The organism is Oryzihumus sp. JJN4-3R, from assembly GCF_057747915.1.
On record NZ_CM173229.1, the window covers coordinates 944,712 to 966,260 of the forward strand.

At 73.7% G+C, this 21,549-nt stretch carries 16 protein-coding genes; 5 read left to right on the forward strand and 11 right to left on the reverse strand.

Annotation, left to right across the window (positions count from 1 at the left end; translation table 11 throughout):
* Window positions 1-4: 4 nt before the first annotated feature.
* From murC to mraZ, 11 genes are all read right to left on the reverse strand, one after another.
* Entirely contained in the window at window positions 5-1,468 is a 1,464-nt protein-coding gene (gene murC / locus AC3ANM_RS04295; protein WP_488286904.1) for a UDP-N-acetylmuramate--L-alanine ligase, read from the reverse strand.
* Window positions 1,465-2,574, reverse strand: a complete 1,110-nt coding sequence (gene murG / locus AC3ANM_RS04300; protein WP_488286905.1) for an undecaprenyldiphospho-muramoylpentapeptide beta-N-acetylglucosaminyltransferase — start codon at window positions 2,572-2,574, stop codon at window positions 1,465-1,467. The genes murC and murG overlap by 4 nt, the downstream gene beginning before the upstream one ends.
* Window positions 2,571-3,848: a putative lipid II flippase FtsW gene (ftsW, locus tag AC3ANM_RS04305; RefSeq protein WP_488286906.1), complete on the reverse strand. Its 1,278-nt coding sequence runs from the start codon at window positions 3,846-3,848 to the stop codon at window positions 2,571-2,573. Before ftsW ends, murG begins: the two co-directional genes overlap by 4 nt.
* Window positions 3,845-5,338: a UDP-N-acetylmuramoyl-L-alanine--D-glutamate ligase gene (murD, locus tag AC3ANM_RS04310; protein ID WP_488286907.1), complete on the reverse strand. Its 1,494-nt coding sequence runs from the start codon at window positions 5,336-5,338 to the stop codon at window positions 3,845-3,847. Before murD ends, ftsW begins: the two co-directional genes overlap by 4 nt.
* Window positions 5,335-6,417: a phospho-N-acetylmuramoyl-pentapeptide-transferase gene (gene mraY / locus AC3ANM_RS04315; protein ID WP_488286908.1), complete on the reverse strand. Its 1,083-nt coding sequence runs from the start codon at window positions 6,415-6,417 to the stop codon at window positions 5,335-5,337. Before mraY ends, murD begins: the two co-directional genes overlap by 4 nt.
* Window positions 6,414-7,808, reverse strand: coding sequence for a UDP-N-acetylmuramoyl-tripeptide--D-alanyl-D-alanine ligase (locus AC3ANM_RS04320; RefSeq protein WP_488286909.1), 1,395 nt, complete (start codon window positions 7,806-7,808; stop codon window positions 6,414-6,416). Before AC3ANM_RS04320 ends, mraY begins: the two co-directional genes overlap by 4 nt.
* Window positions 7,805-9,415 (reverse strand): UDP-N-acetylmuramoyl-L-alanyl-D-glutamate--2,6-diaminopimelate ligase, encoded by a 1,611-nt coding sequence (locus AC3ANM_RS04325; RefSeq protein WP_488286910.1) that lies wholly within the window; start codon window positions 9,413-9,415, stop codon window positions 7,805-7,807. The genes AC3ANM_RS04320 and AC3ANM_RS04325 overlap by 4 nt, the downstream gene beginning before the upstream one ends.
* A 9-nt stretch (window positions 9,416-9,424) precedes the next feature.
* Window positions 9,425-11,143 (reverse strand): peptidoglycan D,D-transpeptidase FtsI family protein, encoded by a 1,719-nt coding sequence (locus AC3ANM_RS04330; protein WP_488286911.1) that lies wholly within the window; start codon window positions 11,141-11,143, stop codon window positions 9,425-9,427.
* Between the two features lie 316 nt (window positions 11,144-11,459).
* A complete protein-coding gene (ftsL, locus tag AC3ANM_RS04335) occupies window positions 11,460-12,134 on the reverse strand; it encodes a cell division protein FtsL (RefSeq protein ID WP_488286912.1) in 675 nt (224 codons plus the stop codon).
* The gene (gene rsmH / locus AC3ANM_RS04340) at window positions 12,131-13,111 is read right to left on the reverse strand and encodes a 16S rRNA (cytosine(1402)-N(4))-methyltransferase RsmH (protein ID WP_488286913.1); all 981 of its coding nucleotides are present in this window, start codon (window positions 13,109-13,111) and stop codon (window positions 12,131-12,133) included. Before rsmH ends, ftsL begins: the two co-directional genes overlap by 4 nt.
* Window positions 13,112-13,297: 186 nt before the next feature.
* Window positions 13,298-13,729: a division/cell wall cluster transcriptional repressor MraZ gene (gene mraZ / locus AC3ANM_RS04345; RefSeq protein WP_488286914.1), complete on the reverse strand. Its 432-nt coding sequence runs from the start codon at window positions 13,727-13,729 to the stop codon at window positions 13,298-13,300.
* A gap of 399 nt (window positions 13,730-14,128) precedes the next feature.
* On the opposite strand from mraZ, the gene AC3ANM_RS04350 reads away from it, so the two are divergent.
* The 5 genes from AC3ANM_RS04350 (at window position 14,129) to AC3ANM_RS04370 (ending at window position 21,520) form a co-directional block, all read left to right on the forward strand.
* Window positions 14,129-15,115: an AAA family ATPase gene (locus tag AC3ANM_RS04350; RefSeq protein WP_488286915.1), complete on the forward strand. Its 987-nt coding sequence runs from the start codon at window positions 14,129-14,131 to the stop codon at window positions 15,113-15,115.
* Window positions 15,116-15,167: 52 nt separating this feature from the next.
* Window positions 15,168-16,481: a DUF58 domain-containing protein gene (locus AC3ANM_RS04355; RefSeq protein ID WP_488286916.1), complete on the forward strand. Its 1,314-nt coding sequence runs from the start codon at window positions 15,168-15,170 to the stop codon at window positions 16,479-16,481.
* Window positions 16,478-18,880 (forward strand): transglutaminase TgpA family protein, encoded by a 2,403-nt coding sequence (locus AC3ANM_RS04360; protein WP_488286917.1) that lies wholly within the window; start codon window positions 16,478-16,480, stop codon window positions 18,878-18,880. The genes AC3ANM_RS04355 and AC3ANM_RS04360 overlap by 4 nt, the downstream gene beginning before the upstream one ends.
* A 349-nt stretch (window positions 18,881-19,229) precedes the next feature.
* The gene (locus tag AC3ANM_RS04365) at window positions 19,230-20,381 is read left to right on the forward strand and encodes a Gfo/Idh/MocA family protein (RefSeq protein ID WP_488286918.1); all 1,152 of its coding nucleotides are present in this window, start codon (window positions 19,230-19,232) and stop codon (window positions 20,379-20,381) included.
* Window positions 20,378-21,520, forward strand: a complete 1,143-nt coding sequence (locus AC3ANM_RS04370; protein WP_488286919.1) for a DegT/DnrJ/EryC1/StrS family aminotransferase — start codon at window positions 20,378-20,380, stop codon at window positions 21,518-21,520. Before AC3ANM_RS04365 ends, AC3ANM_RS04370 begins: the two co-directional genes overlap by 4 nt.
* The last annotated feature ends 29 nt before the right edge of the window (window positions 21,521-21,549 follow it).

Here is a 21,549-nt window from a genome sequence, read left to right on the forward strand (position 1 = left end):
GGGCTCACGCGCCGGCCGCCGGGGCCGGGCTGCCCTCGCCGAGCAACCGCAGCACCTCCGGCCCCACCATCGTCACGTCCCCCGCCCCGACCGTGAGGACCAGGTCACCCGGACGGGCCAGCTCCGCCACCGCCGGGGCCACGGCGGACCACGAGGCGACGAACTGCGCCTGGGCGGGCGGCCTGACGCGGTCGGCGACCAGCGCGCCGGAGACACCGGGGACCGGGTCCTCACGCGCGGCGTAGACGTCCATCACGAGGACGACGTCGGCCGGCGACAGCGCGTCGGCGAGCTGCTCGGCGAAGTCCCGCGTGCGGGAGTACAGGTGCGGCTGGAACACCACGACGAGTCGCCCCGGCGCAGCCAGCTCCCGCGCGGTCTCCACCACGGCCGCGACCTTGCCCGGGTTGTGGGCGTAGTCGTCGACGACCCGCACTCCCCCGGCCTCGCCCTTGGGCTCGAACCGGCGTCGGGTGCCGGTGAAGCCGGCCAGGCCTTCGAGCACGAGGACCGGGTCCTGGCCCAGACCCGCGGTCGCGGCCAGGAAGGCAGCCGTCGCGTTGAGCAGGTTGTGCCGGCCGGGGATGCCGATGGCCAGGGGCAGGACGACCTCGCCGGTGCCGTCGGGGTCACCGCCGCGCAGGTGCAGCTGCGCGGCGGAGGTCATGCCGCTGCCCGAGAGGTCGGTCAGGCGCACGTCGGCGTCCGCCGCGGTGCCGTAGGTCAGGACCCGGACGCCCGCGGCGCGCGCCGTCCCGGCGAGGGCGCGGGCGCCCTCGTCGTCGGCGCAGGTGACGAGCAGGCCACCGGGCTCGACGCTGGCGGCGAACCGCGCATACGCGTCCTGGACGGCCTCGAACGTGCCGTAGAAGTCGAGGTGGTCCGGCTGCACGTTGGTCACGATGGCGACCTCGGGCCGGTAGACGAGGAACGAGCCGTCGCTCTCGTCGGCCTCGGCGACGAAGACCTCGCCGGTGCCGTGGTGGGCGTTGGTGCCGTGCTTGGCGAGCTCGCCACCCACGGCGAAGGAGGGGTCGACCCCGCAGTGCTGGAGCGCGACCGTCAGCATCGAGGTGGTCGTCGTCTTGCCGTTGGCGCCGGCCACGGCGACCCGGCGCCGGCCCTGCATCACCGACGCGAGGGCCTGGGACCGGTGCAGCACGCGCAGCCCACGCTCGCGGGCCGCCCGCAGCTCGGGGTTGTCCTCGCGGATGGCCGAGGAGATGACCACCGTGTCTGCGCCCTCGACGTGGGCCGGGTCGTGCCCGACGTGGACGTCGGCGCCCTCGGTGGCCAGGGCGGTCAGCACCAGCGACTCCCGGGCGTCGGAGCCGCTGACCGGCACGCCCTGGGCGAGCAGGACCCGGGCGACCCCGGACATGCCCGCGCCGCCGATGGCGATGAAGTGGACGCGGCCGAGCGAGGCGGCGTCGGGCACGGGGGCGGTGAAGTCGAAGCGGGAGTTCATTCCTGCACACCCTCCCGCACCGCGGACTGCACCATGTCGGCCAGCTTCTCGTCGGCCCCCCGCTCGCCGACGGTCACCGCGGCGGCGGCCATGGCGGCCAGCCGCTCGGGGTCGGTGACCAGGGGGATGAGCGTCTCGTCGACCCACTCCGGGGTCACCGCGGCGTCCTCGACGAGGAGTCCCCCGCCGGCGGCCACGACGTCGGCCGCGTTGACGCGCTGCTCGCCGTTGCCGATCGGCAGCGGGACGTAAACGGCCGGCAGGCCGACCGCGGTGAGCTCGGTGACCATCCCGGCACCCGAGCGGGTGACCACGAGGTCGGCGGCGGCGTAGGCGAGGTCCATCCGGTCGGCGTAGGGCAGCACCACGTAGGGCGGGCCCTCGCCGGCGGTGGGCTCGAACTCCTTGCCCTTGCCGGTGACGTGCAGGACCTGCACCCCGGCGGCCCGCAGCTTCGCGACGCGCTGCTCGAAGGTGCTGTTCAGCCGCTGGGCACCCAGCGAGCCGCCGGTGACCAGCAGCGTCGGCCGGTGGTCGCTCAGGCCGAAGGCAGCCAGCGCCTGCGACCGCACGGCCGCACGGTCCAGCTGCGAGATCTCCCGGCGCAGCGGCATCCCGATGGCCGTGGCGTGCGGCAGGACGGTGGAGCGGAAGGTCGTGGCCACCCAGGGCGTCATCCGCGCCCCGAGCCGGTTGGCCAGGCCCGGGCGGGCGTTCTGCTCGTGGATCACCACGGGGATCCCGCGCTTGCGCGCCGCGAGGTAGGCCGGGGTCGAGACATAGCCGCCGAAGCCGACGACGACGTCCGCGGACACGTCGTCGATGGCCCGGCCGGCCAGGGCGACGGCCGCGCGGAGGGCGCCCGGCAGCCGCAGCGCGTCGCCGGAGGGCTTCCGGGGAAAGGCCACCTTGGGGATGGTGCGCAGGTCGTATCCGCGGGCCGGCACCAGGGTGGACTCCAGCCCGGTGTCGGTGCCGAGGGCGGTGATCCTCAGGTCGGGGTCACGACGGCGCAGGCAGTCGGCCAGCGCCAGCAGGGGCGAGACGTGGCCTGCCGTCCCGCCCCCCGCAAGGAGCACGGAGGACAGGGCGTGAGGGGGGTTCATGAACGGGGTCTCCGACCGAGGGGGACGACGGCGAGCGAGCGGCGCACGACGCCCGGGCGCGCCGCGAGAGCCTCGCGACAGCCCGGTTCGTTGCGGGCGAAGGACACCAGCATGCCGAGGGCGAACAGGGTGGTCACCAGCGCCGAACCACCGCTGGAGACAAGGGGAAGCGGGACGCCGATGACCGGCAGCAGGCCGATGACGGCACCGATGTTGATCACGGCCTGGGCCAGGATCCACACCATGATGCCGGCGGTGGCGACCCGCGTGAAGAAGTCGTCGCTGCGCAGCACCAGGCGGTAGCAGGCGATGGCGAGGACCGCGAACAGGCCGATGACGACGAGGGTCCCGGGCAGGCCGAGCTCCTCGCCGATGATGGCGAAGATGAAGTCGTTGTGCGCCTCGGGCAGCCAGGCCCACTTCTCGCGGCTGGCGCCGAGGCCGACACCCCACCAGCCGCCGTCGGCCAGGGCGTACTGACCGTGCACGGTCTGCCAGCAGTTGCCGGCGGTGGGGTCGGTGCAGCCGCCACTGAGCCAGGAGTGGATGCGGGTCATGCGGTTCGCGCTGGTGACGACCATGACGAGGCTGAGCAGCACGGCACCACCGCCCGCGAAGGCGAACATGCGCGCGGGGACCCCGGAGGCGAAGAGCATGCCGGCGACGATGGCCAGCAGCACCATGCCGGTGCCCAGGTCCTTGCCGGCGAGGACGAGGCCGATGACCAGGACCGAGGCCGGGAAGACCAGTGGGACGACGGCGTGCTTGAACTCCCCGAGCCGCCGGCGCTTGGAGCTGAGCACGGTGGCGCCGAAGAGGATGAGGGCGATCTTGGCGAACTCCGAGGGCTGCAGCTGCATGCCGCCGACACGGATCCAGTTGCGGTTGCCCAGGACGGACACGCCCAGCGGGCTGAACACGGTGCCCTGCAGGAAGATGGCGGCGACCAGCAGGATGGGTGCGACCCGCCGCCACCGGCGCACCGGCTGACGGCTGGCGATGACGGCTCCGACGACCCCGATCACCGCGAAGCGCAGCTGGTTGAGGAAGACGGTGTAGGAGGAGTGCGTCTCCTTGTAGGAGGTCACGCTCGAGGCGGAGAGCACCATGACCAGTCCGATGACCACGAGCAGCGCGGTGGCCCCGACGAGCAGGTAGTAGGTCGTGACCGGCGACTCCAGGCGCTCCATGAGCGGGGAGAGCCGGCCCAGGGGCGGCGGCACCGTCGCCCCCGGCCGGGTCGCCGGCCGGACCGGTGGGGTGGTCGTGCTCACGACGCCTCGGGTCCCCCGCCGGCGGCGTGGCGCTGCACTGCCTGGGCGAACGCCTCGCCGCGGGCGCCGTAGCTGGCGAACATGTCCTTCGAGGCCGCTGCGGGCGCGAGCAGCACCACGTCACCGGGCTGCGCGAGCGCGGCCGCCTGCTGCACCACCGTGTCCATGACGCCAGTGTCCGTGCTCGCGACGTCGACGACGGGCACATCCGGCGCGTGTCGCGCGAGGGCCTGCGCGATGAGCGCGCGGTCGGTCCCGATGAGCACCACGCCGCGCAGCCGGTCGTGGACGGAGGCCACGAGGGCGTCGACGTCGGCGCCCTTGAGCTGGCCGCCGGCCACCCAGACGACGTGCTCGAAGGCCCGCAGCGAGGCCTCGGCGGCGTGCGGGTTGGTGGCCTTGGAGTCGTCGACGAAGCGCACCCCGGCGACGGTGGCGACGTCGGCGATCCGGTGCGGGTCGGGGCGGAAGGCCCGCAACCCGTCCCGCACGGCGAGCGGGCTGACGCCGTAGGCGCGCGCCAGCGCCGCCGCAGCCAGGGCGTTGGCGACGTAGTGCGGGGCGACCGAGGGCGCGTCGCCCTGCAGGTCGGCCAGCGTGCACAGCTCGGCGGCAGAGGTCTGCCGCTCCGCGACGAAGGCCCGGTCGGCCAGCACGTCGTCGACCAGCCCGACCATCGACAGTCCGGGCACGCCGAGGGTGAAGCCGACCGCCCGGCACCCCTCGACGACGTCCGCGTCCATCACCAGCTGCTCGGTGGCCGGGTCCTGCACGTTGTAGATGCAGGCGACCTGGGTGTTCTCGTAGACCTTGCCCTTGGCCCGTTGGTACTCCTCGAGCGAGCCGTGCCAGTCCACGTGGTCGGGGGCGACGTTGAGGCACGCCGAGGCGACCGCCGAGATGGAGCGGGACCAGTGCAGCTGGAAGCTGGACAGCTCGACGGCGATGACGTCGAAGGGGTCCGGGTGGAGCACGGCCTCGAGGATCGGCGTGCCGACGTTGCCCGCGCTGGTGGCGCGCAGCCCGGCCGCGCGCAGGATCGAGGCGAGCATGTTGACCGTCGTGGTCTTGCCGTTGGTGCCGGTGACGGTCAGCCACGGCGCCGCGCCGGACCGTGCGCGCATCCGCCAGGCGAGCTCCACCTCGCCCCAGACCGGTATGCCGGCCGCGGCCGCCGCGACCAGCAGCGGGTTCGCGGGGCTCACCCCAGGTGAGGTGACGACCAGCTCGGTGCCCTCCGGGGGCAGCGCCACCGCGTCCTCGCCGAGGTGCACGGTCGCGCCGAGGATGTCCAGGATCCGGGCCCGCTCGACGATCGCCTCGGTGGCGTCGGTGCTGGTCGCGGTGACCACGGCGCCGCGCTCGAGCAGGGCGTCGGCGGCGGCGAAGCCGCTGACCCCCAGGCCGAGGACGAGGACGCGCAGGCCGGACCAGTCGGCGTCGCGGTGCGTCAGCCCCGACCGCGGCTCGTAGTCGTCGGTGCCGGTCATGCCGCGCCCGCCACCCACTCGGCATAGAAGATGCCCAGGCCGAGGGCGACGAACAGGCCGGCGATGATCCAGAAGCGGATCACGATGGTGACCTCGTTCCACCCGACGAGCTCGAAGTGGTGCTGCAGCGGCGCCATCCGGAAGACCCGTTTGCCGGTGAGCTTGAACGAGCCGACCTGGATGATCACCGACAGCGTGATGATGACGAACAGGCCGCCGAGGATGACGACGAGCAGCTCGGTGCGGGAGGTGATGGCGAGGCCGGCCAGCGCGCCGCCGAGGGCCAAGGAGCCGGTGTCGCCCATGAAGATCTTGGCCGGCGAGGCGTTCCACCACAGGAAGCCGAAGCAGGCGCCCATGACACAGGCGGCGACCAGGGCCAGGTCGTGGGCGTCGCGCACCTCGTAGCACTTGGTGCCGGGGTTGGTCTGGCAGTTCTGGTTGAACTCCCAGATGCCGATGAGCACGTAGGCGCCGAACACCATGACGCTGGTGCCGGTGGCCAGGCCGTCGAGGCCGTCGGTGAGGTTCACGCCGTTGCTGGTGCCGGCGATCATCAGGTTGGCCCAGATGACGAACAGGATCAGCCCGATCAGCGTGCCGGCGAAGGCGAAGTTGACCGGGGTGTCGCGCACGAAGGAGACGAACGGCGCGGCAGGGGTCCGGAAGTGGCTGTTGGGGAACTGCAGGGCCAGGACGGCGAAGATCACCGCGACCAGGGTCTGCCCGGCGAGCTTCTCCTTCGAGCGCAGGCCGAGGCTGCGCTGCTTGGAGATCTTGATGTAGTCGTCCAGGAAGCCCACCAGGCCCAGACCGGCCATGAGGAAGAGCACGAGCAGGCCACTCATCGTGACCGGGGTCAGCGTCAGGACGTGGGAGAGCCCGTAGGCCGACAGTGCCGCGGCGATGATCACCGCGCCGCCCATGGTCGGCGTGCCCCGCTTGGTGTGGTGCGAGGTCGGGCCGTCGTCGCGGATGAACTGCCCGTAGCCCTGGCGGACGAGGTACTTGATGAACATCGGGGTGCCGAGCAGCGCGACCACCAGCGAGATGGCTGCTGCCAGGAGTACGGCCTTCACGACGAAACCTCCGAGTGCGCTCCCCCGACGAGACGGTCCCCGAGCCACCGTAGACCGGCGTCACGGCTGGACTTGAGCAGGACGACGTCGCCGGGGGCGAGCTCCTGCTCCAGCAGGGCGTGCGCCGCGTCGGCGTCCGGCACCCACGTCGACTCCTGGCCCCAGGAGCCCTCGTGCCGGGCGCCGCTGTCCATCGCGCGGGCCCCCTCGCCGACGACGACGAGGCGCGAGACGTTGAGCCGCACCGCCAGGCGCCCGATGGCGTCGTGTTCGACCGCGGACTCCTCGCCAAGCTCGAGCATCTCGCCGAGCACGGCCCAGGTCCGCCGTCCGTGACCCATGGCCACGAGGGCCTTGAGGGCGGCCCGCATCGAGTCGGGGTTGGCGTTGTAGGCGTCGTTGACGACGGTGACGCCGTCGGGCCGGTCGTGCACCTCCATGCGCCACCGGCTCGCGGGGCGTGCCTCGGCCAGGGCCGTGGCCACGTCAGCCAGCGACATCCCGACGTGCAGCGCCACCGCAGCTGCCGCCAGGGCGTTGCCGACGTGGTGCTCGCCGTAGAGGCCCAGGGAGACCCGGGTGCTGCCCTGGGCGGTGCACAGGGTGAAGGAGGGACGCCCGGCGGCGTCGAGCTCGATGTCCTCAGCGCGCACGTCGGCGCGGGGGTCGGTGCCGACCCGCACGACGGTGGCGGGGGTGACCTCGGCCATCGCCGCCACGACCGGGTCGTCGACGTTGAGGACGGCCAGCCCGTCGTCGGGCAGCGCGCGGACCAGCTCGGACTTGGCCCGGCCGATCGCCTCGCGCGAGCCGAACTCGCCCATGTGCGCGGTGCCCACGTTGAGCACGACGCCGATCCGCGGCGGGACCACCTGGGTGAGGTAGGCGATGTGGCCGATGCCCCGGGCCCCCATCTCCACGACGAGGTGGCGTGTGGTCGGCGTGACCCGGCAGACGGTCAGCGGCACGCCGACCTCGCCGTTGAGGGAGGCGACGTTGGCGACCGTCTCGCCGTGGCGGGCGAGCACCGAGGCGATGAGGTCCTTGGTGCTGGTCTTGCCCGAGGAGCCGGTGATGCCGATGACGGTCAGCTCCGGGCTGCGGTCGACCAGGTCCCGGGCCAGCGCCGCGAAGGCGTCCTGGACGTCGGGGACCACGACGCACGGCAGCTCGGGCACCTCCCGGCTGGTCAGGGCCGCGACGGCGCCGCGGTCGCGGGCACCGCCGGTGAAGTCGTGGCCGTCGGCGGCCTCGCCGACGCGGGCGACGTAGAGGCTGCCGGCGGCGGCCTCGCGGGAGTCGGTGACGACGGGGCCGTCGACCAGGACGTCCTCGCCGTGGCGGATGCCGCCGGTGATCCGGGCGACCTCACTGAGCCGGAGGGGGATCACGGGCTCACCTCGCTGTCCTGGTCCTGGCTGCTCATCACGGCGGCTCTGGTCATGTCGGCGGCGCTGCCCGTCAGGGCGGCGCGCAGCTCCTCGCGGTCGTCGAAGGGGTGGACCACCCCGGCCACCTCCTGGCCGGTCTCGTGGCCCTTGCCCACGACGACGACGGTGTCGTCGGGGCCGCTGGCGCGGGCGACCGCGCGACGGATGGCCTCGGCCCGCCCGGCGACCTCCAGCACCTCGTCCGCTCCCCCGGGCGCGGTGGCGCGCTGCCGCGCGCCCTTTAGAACGGCACCCCGGATCGCGGCCGGGTCCTCGGATCGGGGGTTGTCGTCGGTGACGACGACCACGTCGGCCCGCTCGGCCGCCGCCGCGCCCATCGGGCCGCGCTTGGCCCGGTCGCGGTCACCGCCGGCACCGAGCACCACGATCAGCCGCCCGGGGGTGGTGTGCCGCAGCGACCGCAGGGCGAGCCCGACCGCGTCCGGGGTGTGCGCGAAGTCGACGACCGCCAGCGGCACCGACGCCGGGTCGGCACCGTCCGGCAGCACCCGCTCCATGCGCCCGGGCACGTGCGGGTCGGCGGCCAGGGCCCGCTCGACGTCGGCGGGGGCGACCCCCGCGGACAGGAGCACGACGGCCGCGACCGCGGTGTTGACCCGGTTGAAGTCGCCCGGCAGCGCCGAACGCAGGTGGAGGGTGGTGTCGGCCGAGCGCAGCGTGAACGCCGCGTCGTCGCCGGGGACCGGCTCGAGCCGGAAGTCGGCCTCCGTGCCCTCGGCAGAGCCGACCGTGACCACCGGCACCGTCGCCTCACGGGCCAGCCGGGCACCCCAGGCGTCGTCGACGCAGACGACCCCGCGACGGGACCGCTCCGGCGTGAACAGCGCGGCCTTGGCCAGGAAGTAGTCCTCCATCGAGCCGTGGAAGTCGAGGTGGTCCTGGGAGAGGTTGGTGAAGGCGGCGACGTCGTAGACCACGCCATCGACCCGGTGGAGGCTCAGCGCGTGGCTGGACACCTCCATGGTGCACGTGTCGGCGCCGCGCTCGACCATCACCGCGAGCAGGGCGTGCAGGTCGCTGGCCTCGGGTGTGGTGCGCACGGACTTGATCCGCTCGGCGCCGACGCGCGTCTCGACGGTGCCGATGAGCCCGGTCGTGCGCCCCAGGGCGCGCAGGGCGGAGTCGAGCAGGTATGCCGTGGTGGTCTTGCCGTTGGTGCCCGTCACGCCCAGCATCGTCAGGGCGCGGCTGGGGTGGCCGTGGACGAGGTCGGCCACGTGGCCCATCACGGCGCGGGGGTCCGGCACCACGAGCACGGGCGCGGGACCGGCGGCCTCGCCGGCCGCGATCATCGCCGCACCGGCCTCGTCGGTGAGGACCGCGCGGGCGCCGAGGCTCACCGCGGCCGCCGCGAAGGCGGCGCCGTGGACGTTGGCACCCGGCAGCGCGGCATACAGGTCACCGTGCTGGACGGCGCGCGAGTCGTGCGTGACGCCGCTGACGGCGACCGCCTCCATCTGCGGCGTCGCCGGGGCACCCGCGGACGCAGCGACGTCGGTCAGGGTCACTGCGCGCAGGGACTGGGGTCGGGGGGCCACACTCACCACGGGGAGACGTTACTGCCCGTCGGTCCTGAGCTTGATGGTGGGCGGAGTGGTGCCCGTCGGAGGGATCTTGTAGGCCTGCAACGCGTAGGTCATGACCTGCGAGAACACCGGGGCCGCGACGAGGCCACCGAAGTAGACGGTGGTCGGCCGCTGGACGATGACGGCCACGACGATCTCGGGCTTGTCCGCCGGCGCGAAGCCGATGAACGAGGCGGTCTTGCCGCGGTAGCCGCCGACGGTGGGGTCGTAGCGATCGGCGGTGCCGGTCTTGCCAGCGACCCGGTAGCCCTCGACGCGGGCCTCCGGGGCCGTGCCCTCGCTGCTGACGACGCCCTCGAGCATCGTGCGCACCTGTGAGGCGACGGCCGGCGAGACGACCCGCACCGGGGTCGGCCGGCTCAGCGCGGCCAGCGACCCGTCGGGGTTGCGCACGCTGTTGACCAGGGTCGGCGGCATCCGCACGCCGTTGTTGGCGATGGTCTGGAAGACGCCGGTGGCCTGGATGGCGTTGACGGACAGGCCCTGGCCGAACATCACGGTGTAGCGCTGGGAGCCGCTCCAGTCCTTGACCGGGGTGAGCAGGCCGGCGCTCTCGCCGGGGAAGTGGATGCCGGTGCCCTGACCGATGCCGAACTTCGTGAAGTAGCGGTGCAGCGTGTCGGCGGAGATCTTCTCCCCGAGCTCGATGGTGCCGATGTTGCTCGACTGGGCCAGCACGCCGGCCGCCGTGAGGTGCTCGGTGCCGTGGTTCTCGGCGTCGTGGAAGGTCGTGCCGGCCCGCGGCAGCGTGTTGGGGACGGTCACGGGGGTCGTCGGCGTGGCCACGCCCTCCTGCAGCGCCGAGGAGAACGTCATGACCTTGCCGGTGGACCCCGGCTCGAAGACCTCGTCGAAGGCGCGGTTGTCCAGGTTGCCCCGCGCCTGGGCGATGTTGTTGGGGTCGAACGTGGGGTAGCTCGCGACGGCCAGCAGCTGGCCGGTGTGCACGTTCTCCACCACGACGGTGCCCGACAGCGCCTTGGTCTGCTGCACCTTCTGGGCGATGGCGTTCTGGGCGTACCACTGCAGGTCGCTGTTGATCGTCAGCTGCACGGTGTGGCCGGGCACCGCCGGGGTGATCGACTGCTCCCCCGTCGGGATCATCCGGCCGTCACCGGAGCGCTCGTAGACCTGGCTGCCCCCCTTGCCGCTGAGCTGGCGGTTCATCATCAGCTCCAGCCCGCCGCCGGGCGTGCCGTCACCGCCGACGAACCCCACGAGCGAGGCCGCGGCCGTGGAGGTCGGGTAGCTGCGCTGGGTCGTGGGCTCGCTGTAGATGCCCGGGATGCCCAGCTCGTTGATCTTGCGCCACGTGAGCGGCGAGAGCCCCTTGGCGACGTAGGTGAAGAGCCGGTTGCCGGTGAGGATGCGGGTGAGCTCCTCCACCGACTTGCCGGTCAGCGGGGCGAGGTCCTCGGCGGCCCCGGCGACGCCGACGGTGATGTAGTGCCCGCCCACGGTCTTCTTGTAGTGGGGCACCGCGGTCTGGTCGGCGGTGATGTTGCGCCGCTCGATGCTCGTGGCCAGGGCGACCCCGTTGGCGTCGACGATGTCGCCACGCATCGCCGGGACCTGCACCGTGAGCAGGCGCGAACCGAGGGCGGCGCTGGCCATCTTGGAGGCGTCCAGCGCCTGGATCTTGACCAGCTGCGCGGCGAAGATGCTGAAGACGAACAGCACGGCGATCATGACGAAACGCACCCGGCGGTGCGGGTGCGCGACGCCCAGCCGCACCGGCCGGGAGGGCCGGCGCGGCGGCTGTGGCGCTTGGCTGCGGGGCCGCGGCGGGCGCGGCCTGTGCTCCTGGGCCGTGGACCCGCCCTGGCGCTGGACCCCCGGGCGGGGCTTGGCCGCCGGACGGCCCGCAGGCTGCGGACGGCCGGGACGCTCGGCGGGCGGACGCGGGCCACGGGGGGCGCCGGCGGCGGTGCGGGGCTGGCGGGCGCCGGGGCCACCCCGACCTCCGGGACCGCCCCGGCCGCTGTCGCGGCTCGGGCTCACGTGCTCACCTCGTGTTCGCTGCCTGCTTGCTGTGGCCGTGCCCGGTGGCCTTGCCGTTCGGGTGGCCGCTGGTGGTCCGCGTCGTCGTCGTGGTCGTGCTGCCGTCGCTGTTGACGGTCGTGACCACCGTGGTCGTCACGCCGTTCTTCGTCGTCACCGCCGTGGTGCTGCCGGCCTTGGCGGCCGGTGCGCTGGGGGTGGCGGCCGGGGTCGCGGCGGCCGCACTGGCGGCGACCGGCGGGACCACGACCTGCCCGATCACGGTAAAGCCCGGCTGCTTGGTCGCCGGCTTCGCCACGCCGAACACCGCGCCGTCCGACAGCCGCAGGAACGCGGCGGACTGCGCCGGCACCATGCCCATGGCGACGGCCTCCTTGGCCAGGTGCTGCGGGGAGGCGGCGCTCTGGATCTGCTGCGTCAGCGCGTCCTGGGTGTCGCTGAGCTCCCCGGAGGTCGCCTGCAGGTCGTGCAGCGCGAACGCGCCCTGGGCCAGGGAGGTGTTGAGCAGCAGCAGGCCGAGCAGGCCGGCGCTGAGCAGCACCATGCACAGCACGGCGAACCCGGCGCCGGGGCGCTTGGTCTCGGCCCCGCTGACGACGCGCAGGCTCGGCAGCGTGGGGGTCCGGCGAGGTGCGCGGGCGGTGCCGACGCGCGCGGCGGCAGCCGTCATCTGGCTCATGCGTGGTGTCCCTTCGTGGCCCGGGTGCGTTCGGCGGCCCGGAGCCGGGCCGATGCTGCGCGGGGGTTGGCGGCGGTCTCGGCGGCGCTGGGCTCCTCGGCCCCGCGGGTGAGCAGGCGCAGGTAGGGCGCGTGCTCGGGCAGCTCGACCGGCAGGCCGGGCGGGGTGGTGCTCTTGGCACCGGCCGCGAGGGCCTGCTTGGTCAGCCGGTCCTCGAGCGAGTGGTAGCTGAGCACGGCGATCCGGCCGCCGACGGCGAGGGCGTCGATGGCCGCGGGCAGCGCCGTGCGGATCGCCTCCAGCTCGGCGTTGACCTCGATCCGCAGCGCCTGGAAGGTGCGCTTGCCGGGGTGGCCGCCGCTCTTCTGGGAGGCCGCGGGGACCGCGGCGCGCAGCAGCTCGACCAGGCGCGCGGAGGTGGTGAACGGCTCCTTGGCCCGCTCGCGGACGATGGCACCCGCGATACGGCGCGCGAAGCGCTCCTCCCCGTAGTCCTTGAGGACGCGCTCGAGCTCGGGGGCGTCGTAGGTGTTGAGGACCTCCGCGGCGGTGATGCCGCGGGTCTGGTCCATCCGCATGTCCAGCGGCGCGTCCTGGGCGTAGGCGAAGCCGCGGTCCGCCTCGTCCAGCTGCAGCGAGGAGACCCCGAAGTCGAACAGGACCGCCTGCACCTGGGGCATGCCGAGGTCGGCCAGCACGTCGGCGATCTCGTCGTAGACGGCGTGCACGGGGATGAAGCGCTCGCCGAAGGAGGCCAGCCGCTCCCCCGCCAGCTCCAGCGCCTCGGGGTCGCGGTCGATGCCGACGACGCGGGCCTCGGGGCAGCGCTGCAGCACCGCCTCGCTGTGCCCGCCCATGCCGAGGGTGCCGTCCACGTAGACCGAACCGGGCTCGGCCAGCGCGGGCGCGAGCAGGTCGAGGATGCGGTCACGCAGGACGGGGACGTGCCGCTCCTCGGCGGTCCCTCGTGCGTTCATGGGTGGGGCTTCCTTCTCTTGGTATGACGGGTGACCCGCAAGCGGTCAAGGTCCAGCTGGGTGGTCCTGCAGTCAGGTCTCCAACCGCTTCAAGGGGGTGCGGCCCGGGGCCGGGGAAGGTGTCCCGGGACGCGAAGCGGGTGGAGACCTGGCAGCAGGGCCGGTGGTGGTCGGCCCTTCGGCGGCTCAGAGGAGTCCGGGGATCACCTCCTCGGCCTGGTCGGCGAACGCCTGCTCGGTGCCCTCGAGGTAGCTGTCCCAGGCGGTGCTGTCCCAGACCTCGACGCGCGAGCCGGCGCCGATGACGGTGCAGTCGCGGTTGAGCCCGGCGTAGTCGCGCAGGTTGGCGGGGATGGTCACCCGGCCCTGCTTGTCGGGGATCTCGTCCGAGGCGCCGGAGAGGAAGACGCGGGCGTAGTCCCGGGCGGCCTTGCTGGTCATCGGGGCCTGGCGCATCGACTCGGCGACCCGGAGGAACTCATCCATCGGGAAGACGTAGAGGCAGCGCTCCTGGCCGCGGGTGACCACGAGGCCTCCGGCGAGGCGGTCCCGGAACTTGGCCGGCAGGAAGAGGCGGCCCTTGTCGTCGAGCCGGGGCGTGTGCGTACCGAGGAACACGGTGCGCCTCCTCCCCTGCGGCTCAGCGCCGGCCGATGCTCTCCTGAGTGCCCCACTTTAACCCACTCTCCCCCACCACGTGCCGTTTCGGGGCAAGAGCCGCGCCTTTTTCCGGGGAGTTTCCGCAGGTCAGCGGGGGTGGGGGGAAAGTGGGGGAAAACCGGGCGAACGTTCCCCGCTGCCGGCCGCGTCACAGGGACGGAGGAGGCACCTCTCGTGCTCCGGCGCGCCGTCGTGCCCACGGCGGAACCGACCGGGCCTCCCGGACGTGGGGTGAAGTGGAGCGACGGCTGGCAGCGGCCGCCGCGGCGGTGTGGCCGGAAGGCCGGTTGGCCGGTTGGCCGGACGAACTTGGGCGTGAGGAGAGCCGTGGACGGCGGATTCGTGCAAGATCAGGTCATGGACCTGGAGTCGGGGATGGACAGCGGGGGACGCGACAGCCTGGAGCTGGTCGGCGACGTGGCCGGCCGCATCAGCGTTGCCATGCAGTCGGTCATCGAGGGCAAGCCGGACGTCGTCAGCACCGCGATCACCGTCCTGCTCGCCGAGGGCCACCTGCTGATCGAGGACGTCCCCGGTGTCGGCAAGACGATGCTCGCCAAGGCCCTGGCCCGCTCCATCGACTGCTCGGTGCGCCGGGTCCAGTTCACCCCCGACCTCCTGCCCAGCGACATCACCGGGGTCAACGTGTTCAACCCCGACGTGCGCGAGTTCGAGTTCCGCCAGGGCGCGATCTTCGCCAACGTCGTGGTCGGCGACGAGATCAACCGCGCCTCGCCCAAGACGCAGTCGGCGATGCTGGAGTGCATGGAGGAGGGCCAGGTCACCGTCGACGGGCAGACCTACGAGCTGCACAAGCCGTTCATCGTCCTGGCCACCCAGAACCCCATCGAGATGGAGGGCACCTACCCCCTGCCGGAGGCGCAGCGCGACCGCTTCATGGCCCGCCTCTCCATGGGCTACCCCTCGCCGGCCGCCGAGGTCGCGATGCTGGAGTCGCACGGCGACACCTCACCGCTGGACGAGCTCTCCCCCGTCACCGACGCCGAGACCGTGGCCAAGCTGATCGAGACGGTCCGGACGCTGTGGACCAGCCCCGGGCTCAAGCAGTACGTCGTCGACCTCGTCACGGCCACCCGGACCAGCCCGGCGCTGCGGCTCGGCGCCTCGCCGCGCGCGTCGCTGCACCTGCTGCGCGCCGCCCGCGCCCACGCCGCCCTCGCCGGCCGCGACCACGTCCTGCCCGACGACGTGCAGGCACTGCTCGTGCCGGTGCTCGCCCACCGGCTGCTGCTCACCGGGGAGGCCCAGCTCTCCCGCCGCACCCCCGCCGACGTGCTCCATGAGATCGTCCGCCGCGTGCCCGTCCCCGCGCCCGGGCGGTGAGCCGGGGCGGGCGGGGAGACGTGGACGCCATGACCAGCCGGGGCCGGACACCATGACCCGGGTCCGCGACGTGCTCACCACCCGGGGCCGGGCCTTCGTCGGCGCCGGGATCACCCTCGTGCTGACCGGGCTGGGCCTCGGGCTCGGCGACCTGACCCGGATCGGCGTGCTGCTGCTGGCCCTCACGCTGCTGTCCGCGCTGACCAGCCGCCGCGCCCTGCCCGACCTCGAGGTGGACCGCCGGGTGCAGCCGTCCCGGCTGTCGGTGGACGAGGTCGCCACAGTGGTCGTCGAGCTCGCCAACACCAGCCGGCGCCGCTCGCCGGTCCTCATGGCCGAGGAGCGCGTGGACTACGCGCTCGGGGACCGGCCGCGCTTCGTCCTGCCTCGGATGGGCCAGGGCGAGCGCCGCGAGGTCAGCTACGACATCCGCTCGCACCTGCGCGGGCGGCACCGCCTGGGCCCGCTGTCCTTCCGGGTCCGTGACCCGTTCGGCCTGTCCACCCGACAGGTGGCGTTGAGCACCAGCGCCGAGGTCCTTGTGCTCCCCCGGGTCGAGCCGCTCTCCAGCGGCCGGGCCGGGGGCGAGGGCGTCGGCGCCGAGGGCGTCATCCCGCACATGGTCGCCCTGCACGGCGAGGACGACGTGGCGATCCGCGAGTACCGCGACGGCGACGACCTGCGCCGCATCCACTGGCCGGCGACCGCCCACCAGGGCGAGCTCATGGTCCGCCAGGAGGACCGTCCGGCCCGCCGGCGGGCGGTGCTCCTGCTGGACTCGCGCGCCGGCGGGCACCGCGGGGCAGGCGCCTCGGGCTCGTTCGAGTGGGCGGTCAGCGCGCTCGCCTCCGTCGCCGCGCACCTCGCCTCCAACGGGTATGCCGTGCACATGGTCAGCCACGAGTCCGTCACCGAGGGCCGCTCGGCGGAGATCGTCGACCTGGACTCGGCGCTCGAGGCCCTCGCCCTGGCCTCCACCGACCCCGGACCCACCTTCGACGACGTCCTGCACGCCGCCCACCCGCTGACCGCCGCCGGAGGGCTGGTGTTCGCGGTCATGGCCGACCGCGACGAGGAGCTGCTGCGCCAGCTGGTCACGCTGCGCCAGCCCGGGGGCGTCGGCCTGCTCCTGCTGCTGGACTCCTCGACCTTCGCCTCCGCCGGCTTCACCGCCTCCTCGTTCCGCACCGCCGGGGTCCCTGACGAGGAGCTCGCGAAGGAGTGGCTCGGCAGCCGGGCCGAGGACTTCGCCGACCTGGCGCGGGCCGCCGGGTGGAGCACCCACGTGGTCCGCGCCGGCGAGACCGTGGCGCGGGCATGGGCAGGGGTCTGCACGCCGTCGACCCGGATCGGGGTCGGACGATGAACGCGCGCCCCGGCGACGCCGGGATGGCCGCCCTGGCCACCGTCGTCGCCCTGCTGCCGGTGACGACCCTCCTCGCGACCGGCGAGTGGCTCAACCCCGCCCTGGTGCTCGTGCTGGTGGTCGCGGTGACGGGGATGCTCGCCCGGTCGGCCCGGCTGCGCGGCTGGCAGGTCGCCGTGCTCCAGCTCGTCGCGGCCGCGGTCACCACCGGCTGGCTGCACGGCCGCGGCCACCTCTGGCACGGCCTGCCCGGGCTCGAGACGGTGCTCGCCTTCAACCAGCTCCTCGTCGACGCGATCCAGACCATCCAGACCTACACCGCCCCGGCGCCCACGACCCGCGGGCTCATCCTCATGGTCAGCCTCGTCGCCGGCGTCCTCGCCGTGGCCGTGGACTACCTCGCCGTGACGCGCCGGTCGGCCCCTCTGGCCGGTCTCCCGCTGCTTGCCGTGTTCCTCGGCTCGGCCGCCAACAGCGGCTCCTCGCTCAACCCGGCCTTCTTCGTCGCCCTCGCGCTCGTGTGGCTGGTCATGGTGGGGCGCCAGGGCACGTCCCTCGTCCGCCGCTGGAGCACGACCACGGCGACCCCGATCACGCCGGTGGCCTCCAGCGGCGACGCCGACACCGGCGGTGCCGCGGCGTTGGGCCGGTCCCTGGGCGTGGCCGCGATCGTCGCGGCCCTCCTGGTCCCGCTGGCACTGCCCCACCTGCCCACCCGCTTCCTGCTCTCCGGTCTCGGCCGGGACGCCGACAGCGCCGGGGGCGGTGGCAGCGTCGGCTTCAACCAGAGCCTGGACCTCGCCCGCGACCTCGCCGACCGCAGCACCGACCCGGTCCTGACCTATCGCACCGACGCCCCCTTCCCGCCGCCGTTGCGCGTCCTCGTGAGCTCCACCTACGTCGACGGGACGTGGCTGCCGCCGCGGCGCAACGTCGACCGGATCGCCTCCAGCCCTGACCCCTCGGTCCCCTCCCCCACGGGGCTCGCCCCGTCGGTGCCCAAGACGCGCTACCTCATGACCGTCCAGGGCAACGTGCTCCAGCGACCGAACCTCGCCGCGCCCTACCCCCTGGTCGGGGGCGACCTCGGGGGCGTGAGCTGGGGCCTGGACAACAGCACCCAGACGATCTACACCGCCGACCAGGTCAAGGACTACGAGGTCTCCTTCTGGGACGTCGAGCCCGACCCCGCGACGCTGCGGGCCGCACTGCCCGGCACGGACAACCGGGTCGTGGACTCCCGCGACCTGCAGGTGGACGCGGCCTCGGGCGCCCGGGTCACCGAGCTGGCGCGGTCGGTGACCCGGGGCCACTCGACCCCCTACGACCGGGCGCTCGCCATCCAGGAGTTCCTGCGCTCCAACGGCGGCTTCTCCTACTCCCTGACCCTTGCTCCGCCGGTGCGCAACGCGGCCGGGCGGCCCGTGGCGATGGACCCGCTCTCGCACTTCCTCGTGACCCGGCAGGGCTACTGCGTGCAGTTCGCGACGGCGATGGTCATGATGGCTCGCGCCCTGGGCATCCCCGCCCGGATGGCCTACGGCTTCCTGCCCGGCCACGTGGACCGGGGGCTGTGGACCGTCGCCGTCGCCGACGCGCACGCCTGGCCCGAGCTCTACCTCGACGGGATCGGCTGGCTGCGGTTCGAGCCCACCCCGGCCTCGCGCAGCGGCGCCGCTCCGACCTACGCCACCGTCCTCAGCGGGGGTGCGGGCGAGTCGGGACGCCCCACCGACGGCGCGACGACCAGGCGTGGGACCACGACCCACAAGGGCGACCTGCTCGACACCTCCGACAAGCTGACCAACGGACCGGCCAGGCCTGTCGCGACCGGGGCGGGCCGGCCGTGGACCGACCGGCTGCCCCGCGGGTGGGGACTCGTCCTGCTGGCGGCCCTGGTGGGCCTGGTCGGGGCCGTGGTCGTCCCGGCCGGGGCGGCCTGGTCACGCCGGCGGCGCCGGCATGGCGCGGGCGACGGCGCAGCCCTCGTGGAGGCCGAGTGGGTGTCCCTCACCGAGCGGCTGGCCGACCTCGGGATGCCCTGCCCTCCCACGCAGACCCCGCGGCAGCTGCACGACCACTACGTCCGCGAGGCCTACCTCGACGAGGACGGGGCGCAGGCCCTCGGCCGGGTGCTGGGCACCCTCGAGCGCGCCCGCTACGCCCCGCCCGCGGTCGCGGCCGGGGTCCCCGACGTCGGCGCGGACGTCCGTCGCGTCCTGCATGCGGTGGCCCCGACCCGGCCCGGCTGGGTCCGGCTCCGGGCGATGGTCTGGCCCAGCAGCGGGGTCGCCCAGCTGCGTCGAAGCCGCGCGGCTGCCGGTCAGGGGCTGCGGGCGCCCTTCGTCGCCCTGGGCCGCGCGCTCGGCAGCGCACTGGCCGGCCTGCGGCGCGACTGAGCCGACCACCCGGCATACCCGTCGTCCGCGGTGGGCGGCCTCGCAGCCTGCCGCCCGCAGACCTGCCTTGTCGGCGGCGCGGGGGACGTGACACCCGTGTCCGGCGCCCTCCCCGGCGCAGGGCCCGGTCCTGAATCCAGCGAGTTGTCAACCTCCCGGCGCTGATGCCAGGTGAGCGAGCGCCGCTCATGCACCCACGCCCCGGTGCGTCCCGTGATCAGCGCACGCCCTCTCCCCATGCCGGGCGAGGGCTCGCCCCGCCGTGTCGGTGAAAGTGATGAGGCAAGCGCACGCCCGCGGTCGAACAGCGGCAGCAGCGAGGGGAATCGGTCAGATGACAGGAGATCGCATGAAGACCTCGAGTGGGCTCCGGGTGGGTGTCGTCGGCTGCGGGTACTGGGGGTCCAAGCACCTGCGGGTGCTGCAGTCGCTGGGCGACGTCTCGCAGGTGGTGATGATCGACTCCCGCGTGGACCGGACCGCCAACCTGATGCGCGGCTTCCCCGGCGCCCTGGCCTTCGAGACCCTCGGCGCCGCACTGCCCGAGGTGGACGCGCTCGTCCTCGCGACCCCGCCGACCTCCCACGCCCCGCTCGCGCTGGCCGCCATCGCCGCCGGCAAGCACGTGCTCGTGGAGAAGCCGCTGGCCACCACGAGCAAGGACGCCCGTCGCATCGTCGCCGCGGCCGAGGAGGCCGGGGTCACGCTCATGGTCGGGCACACCTTCGAGCACAACTCCGCCGTCAGGAAGCTGCGCGAGCTGGTGGAGCAGCGCGAGCTCGGCGACCTCTACAACATCGACACGGCGCGGCTGAACCTCGGGCTCTACCAGAGCGACGTCAACGTCATCTTCGACCTGGCCCCACACGACATCTCGATCATCAACCACGTGCTGGGGCGCGCCCCCGAGTCGGTCCACGCGTGGGGGGCCTGCCACGCCCACCGCCGGTTCGAGGACGTGGCCTACCTGCGCCTGTTCTACCCCGACCTGGCGCTGTCGGCGAACATCCACGTCAGCTGGCTGGACCCCTACAAGGTGCGGCGGGTGACCGTCGTGGGCAGCCGCAAGATGGCCGTCTACGACGACATCGCCGTCGACGAGCGGCTGCGCATCTTCGACAAGGGCGTCACCGCCTCGGCCGACGACCAGGACCTGACCCAGCCGCCGATGTCCTACCGCTACGGCGACATCACGGTCCCCTACCTCGACTTCGAGGAGCCGCTGCTCGTCGAGGACCGCAGCTTCCTGGAGTGCATCCGCACCGGGGCGAAGCCCAGCACCGACGGCGCCAACGGCCTGGCCGTGGTCGAGGTCCTCGAGTCGCTCCAGATCTCGCTGCGCGAGGGCCGGCGGGTGTGGGTCGACGAGGTCCGGGAGCCGTCCCGCACGGTGAGCCAGGTGGTGAGCCGGGCCCGGAGCCGGGCCGGGAGCCCGGCGGGTGCGGCCGGGACCGAGCCCCCCGACCACGGCGAGAGCTCCCTGATCGGGAGCCTGTCGTGAGCGCCGCGGTCGAGGGCCGGCCCACCCTGCGGGTGCCCTTCGCCGACCTCGCCGGGCAGACCGCCGAGATCCGCGCCGAGCTCGACGCCGCCTGGGCGACGGTGGTGGACAGCCACCGGTTCGTCGGCGGAGACGTGGTGGACCGCTTCGAGCAGGAGTGGGCCGACTACTGCGGCAGCCGGGAGGCGGTCGCCGTGGGCAACGGCACCGACTCCCTGCACCTCATCCTGCGGGCCCTCGGGATCGGGCCCGGGGACGAGGTCGTGGTCCCCGCCAACACCTTCATCGCGACCGCCGAGGCCGTGGTGCTGGCCGGGGCGACACCGGTGTTCGTGGACGTGGACCCGTTCACGCTGCTCGTCGCCCCGGCACAGGTGGAGGCCGCACTCACCCCGAGGACGGCGGCGGTCATCGCCGTCCACCTCTTCGGGCAGATGGCGGACATGACGGCCCTCGCCCGGGTCGCGGCGCGGGCCGGCATCGCCCTCGTCGAGGACGCCGCGCAGGCGCACGGGGCACGGCACTGCGGGCGCCCCGCCGGGTCGCTCGGCGTCGCGGGCAGCTTCTCCTTCTACCCCGGCAAGAACCTCGGGGCGTTCGGCGACGGTGGTGCCATCACGACCTCCGACGGCGCGCTCGCGGACCGGCTGCGCTCGCTGCGCGACCACGGCCGCGCCCTCGAGGACCGCTACCTGCACGACGCCATCGGCACCAACAGCCGGCTGGACGCGCTCCAGGCCGCGGTGCTCTCCCTCAAGCTCACGCGCCTCGACGACTGGACCCGCGCGCGCCGCGCCATCGCCGGGATCTACCGCGAGCGCCTGCCGCGGGAGGCCATCGAGCTGACCGCCGAGCGCCCCGGCACGCCCAGCGTCTACCACCTCGCCGTCGCGCGGACCGACCGGCGGGACGAGGCGCAGCAGGCCCTGGCCGCCGCCGGCGTGGAGACCGGCATCCACTACCCGGTGCCCTGCCACCTGCAGGAGCCGTACCGGCGGTTCGCCCGCCAGCCGCTGCCGGTCGCCGAGCTCGCGGCCGGCCAGATCCTGTCCCTGCCGATGTTCCCCCACATGAGCGTCCAGCAGGCCGAGCACGTCTGCGCGGTCCTGTCCTCTGCCCTGGCCGGCGACCGGGGGTAGCCGTGTCGGACTTCAGCAGGGGACCAGGA

Coding starts and splice junctions, on each gene's coding strand:
- murC (WP_488286904.1), bottom strand. CDS start 1,468: ATGAACTCCCGCTTCGACTTCACCGCCCCCGTGCCCGACGCCGCCTCG.
- murG (WP_488286905.1), bottom strand. CDS start 2,574: ATGAACCCCCCTCACGCCCTGTCCTCCGTGCTCCTTGCGGGGGGCGGG.
- murD (WP_488286907.1), bottom strand. CDS start 5,338: ATGACCGGCACCGACGACTACGAGCCGCGGTCGGGGCTGACGCACCGC.
- AC3ANM_RS04330 (WP_488286911.1), bottom strand. CDS start 11,143: ATGATCGCCGTGCTGTTCGTCTTCAGCATCTTCGCCGCGCAGCTGGTC.
- ftsL (WP_488286912.1), bottom strand. CDS start 12,134: ATGAGCCAGATGACGGCTGCCGCCGCGCGCGTCGGCACCGCCCGCGCA.
- rsmH (WP_488286913.1), bottom strand. CDS start 13,111: ATGAACGCACGAGGGACCGCCGAGGAGCGGCACGTCCCCGTCCTGCGT.
- AC3ANM_RS04350 (WP_488286915.1), top strand. CDS start 14,129: ATGGACCTGGAGTCGGGGATGGACAGCGGGGGACGCGACAGCCTGGAG.
- AC3ANM_RS04355 (WP_488286916.1), top strand. CDS start 15,168: ATGACCCGGGTCCGCGACGTGCTCACCACCCGGGGCCGGGCCTTCGTC.
- AC3ANM_RS04360 (WP_488286917.1), top strand. CDS start 16,478: ATGAACGCGCGCCCCGGCGACGCCGGGATGGCCGCCCTGGCCACCGTC.
- AC3ANM_RS04365 (WP_488286918.1), top strand. CDS start 19,230: ATGAAGACCTCGAGTGGGCTCCGGGTGGGTGTCGTCGGCTGCGGGTAC.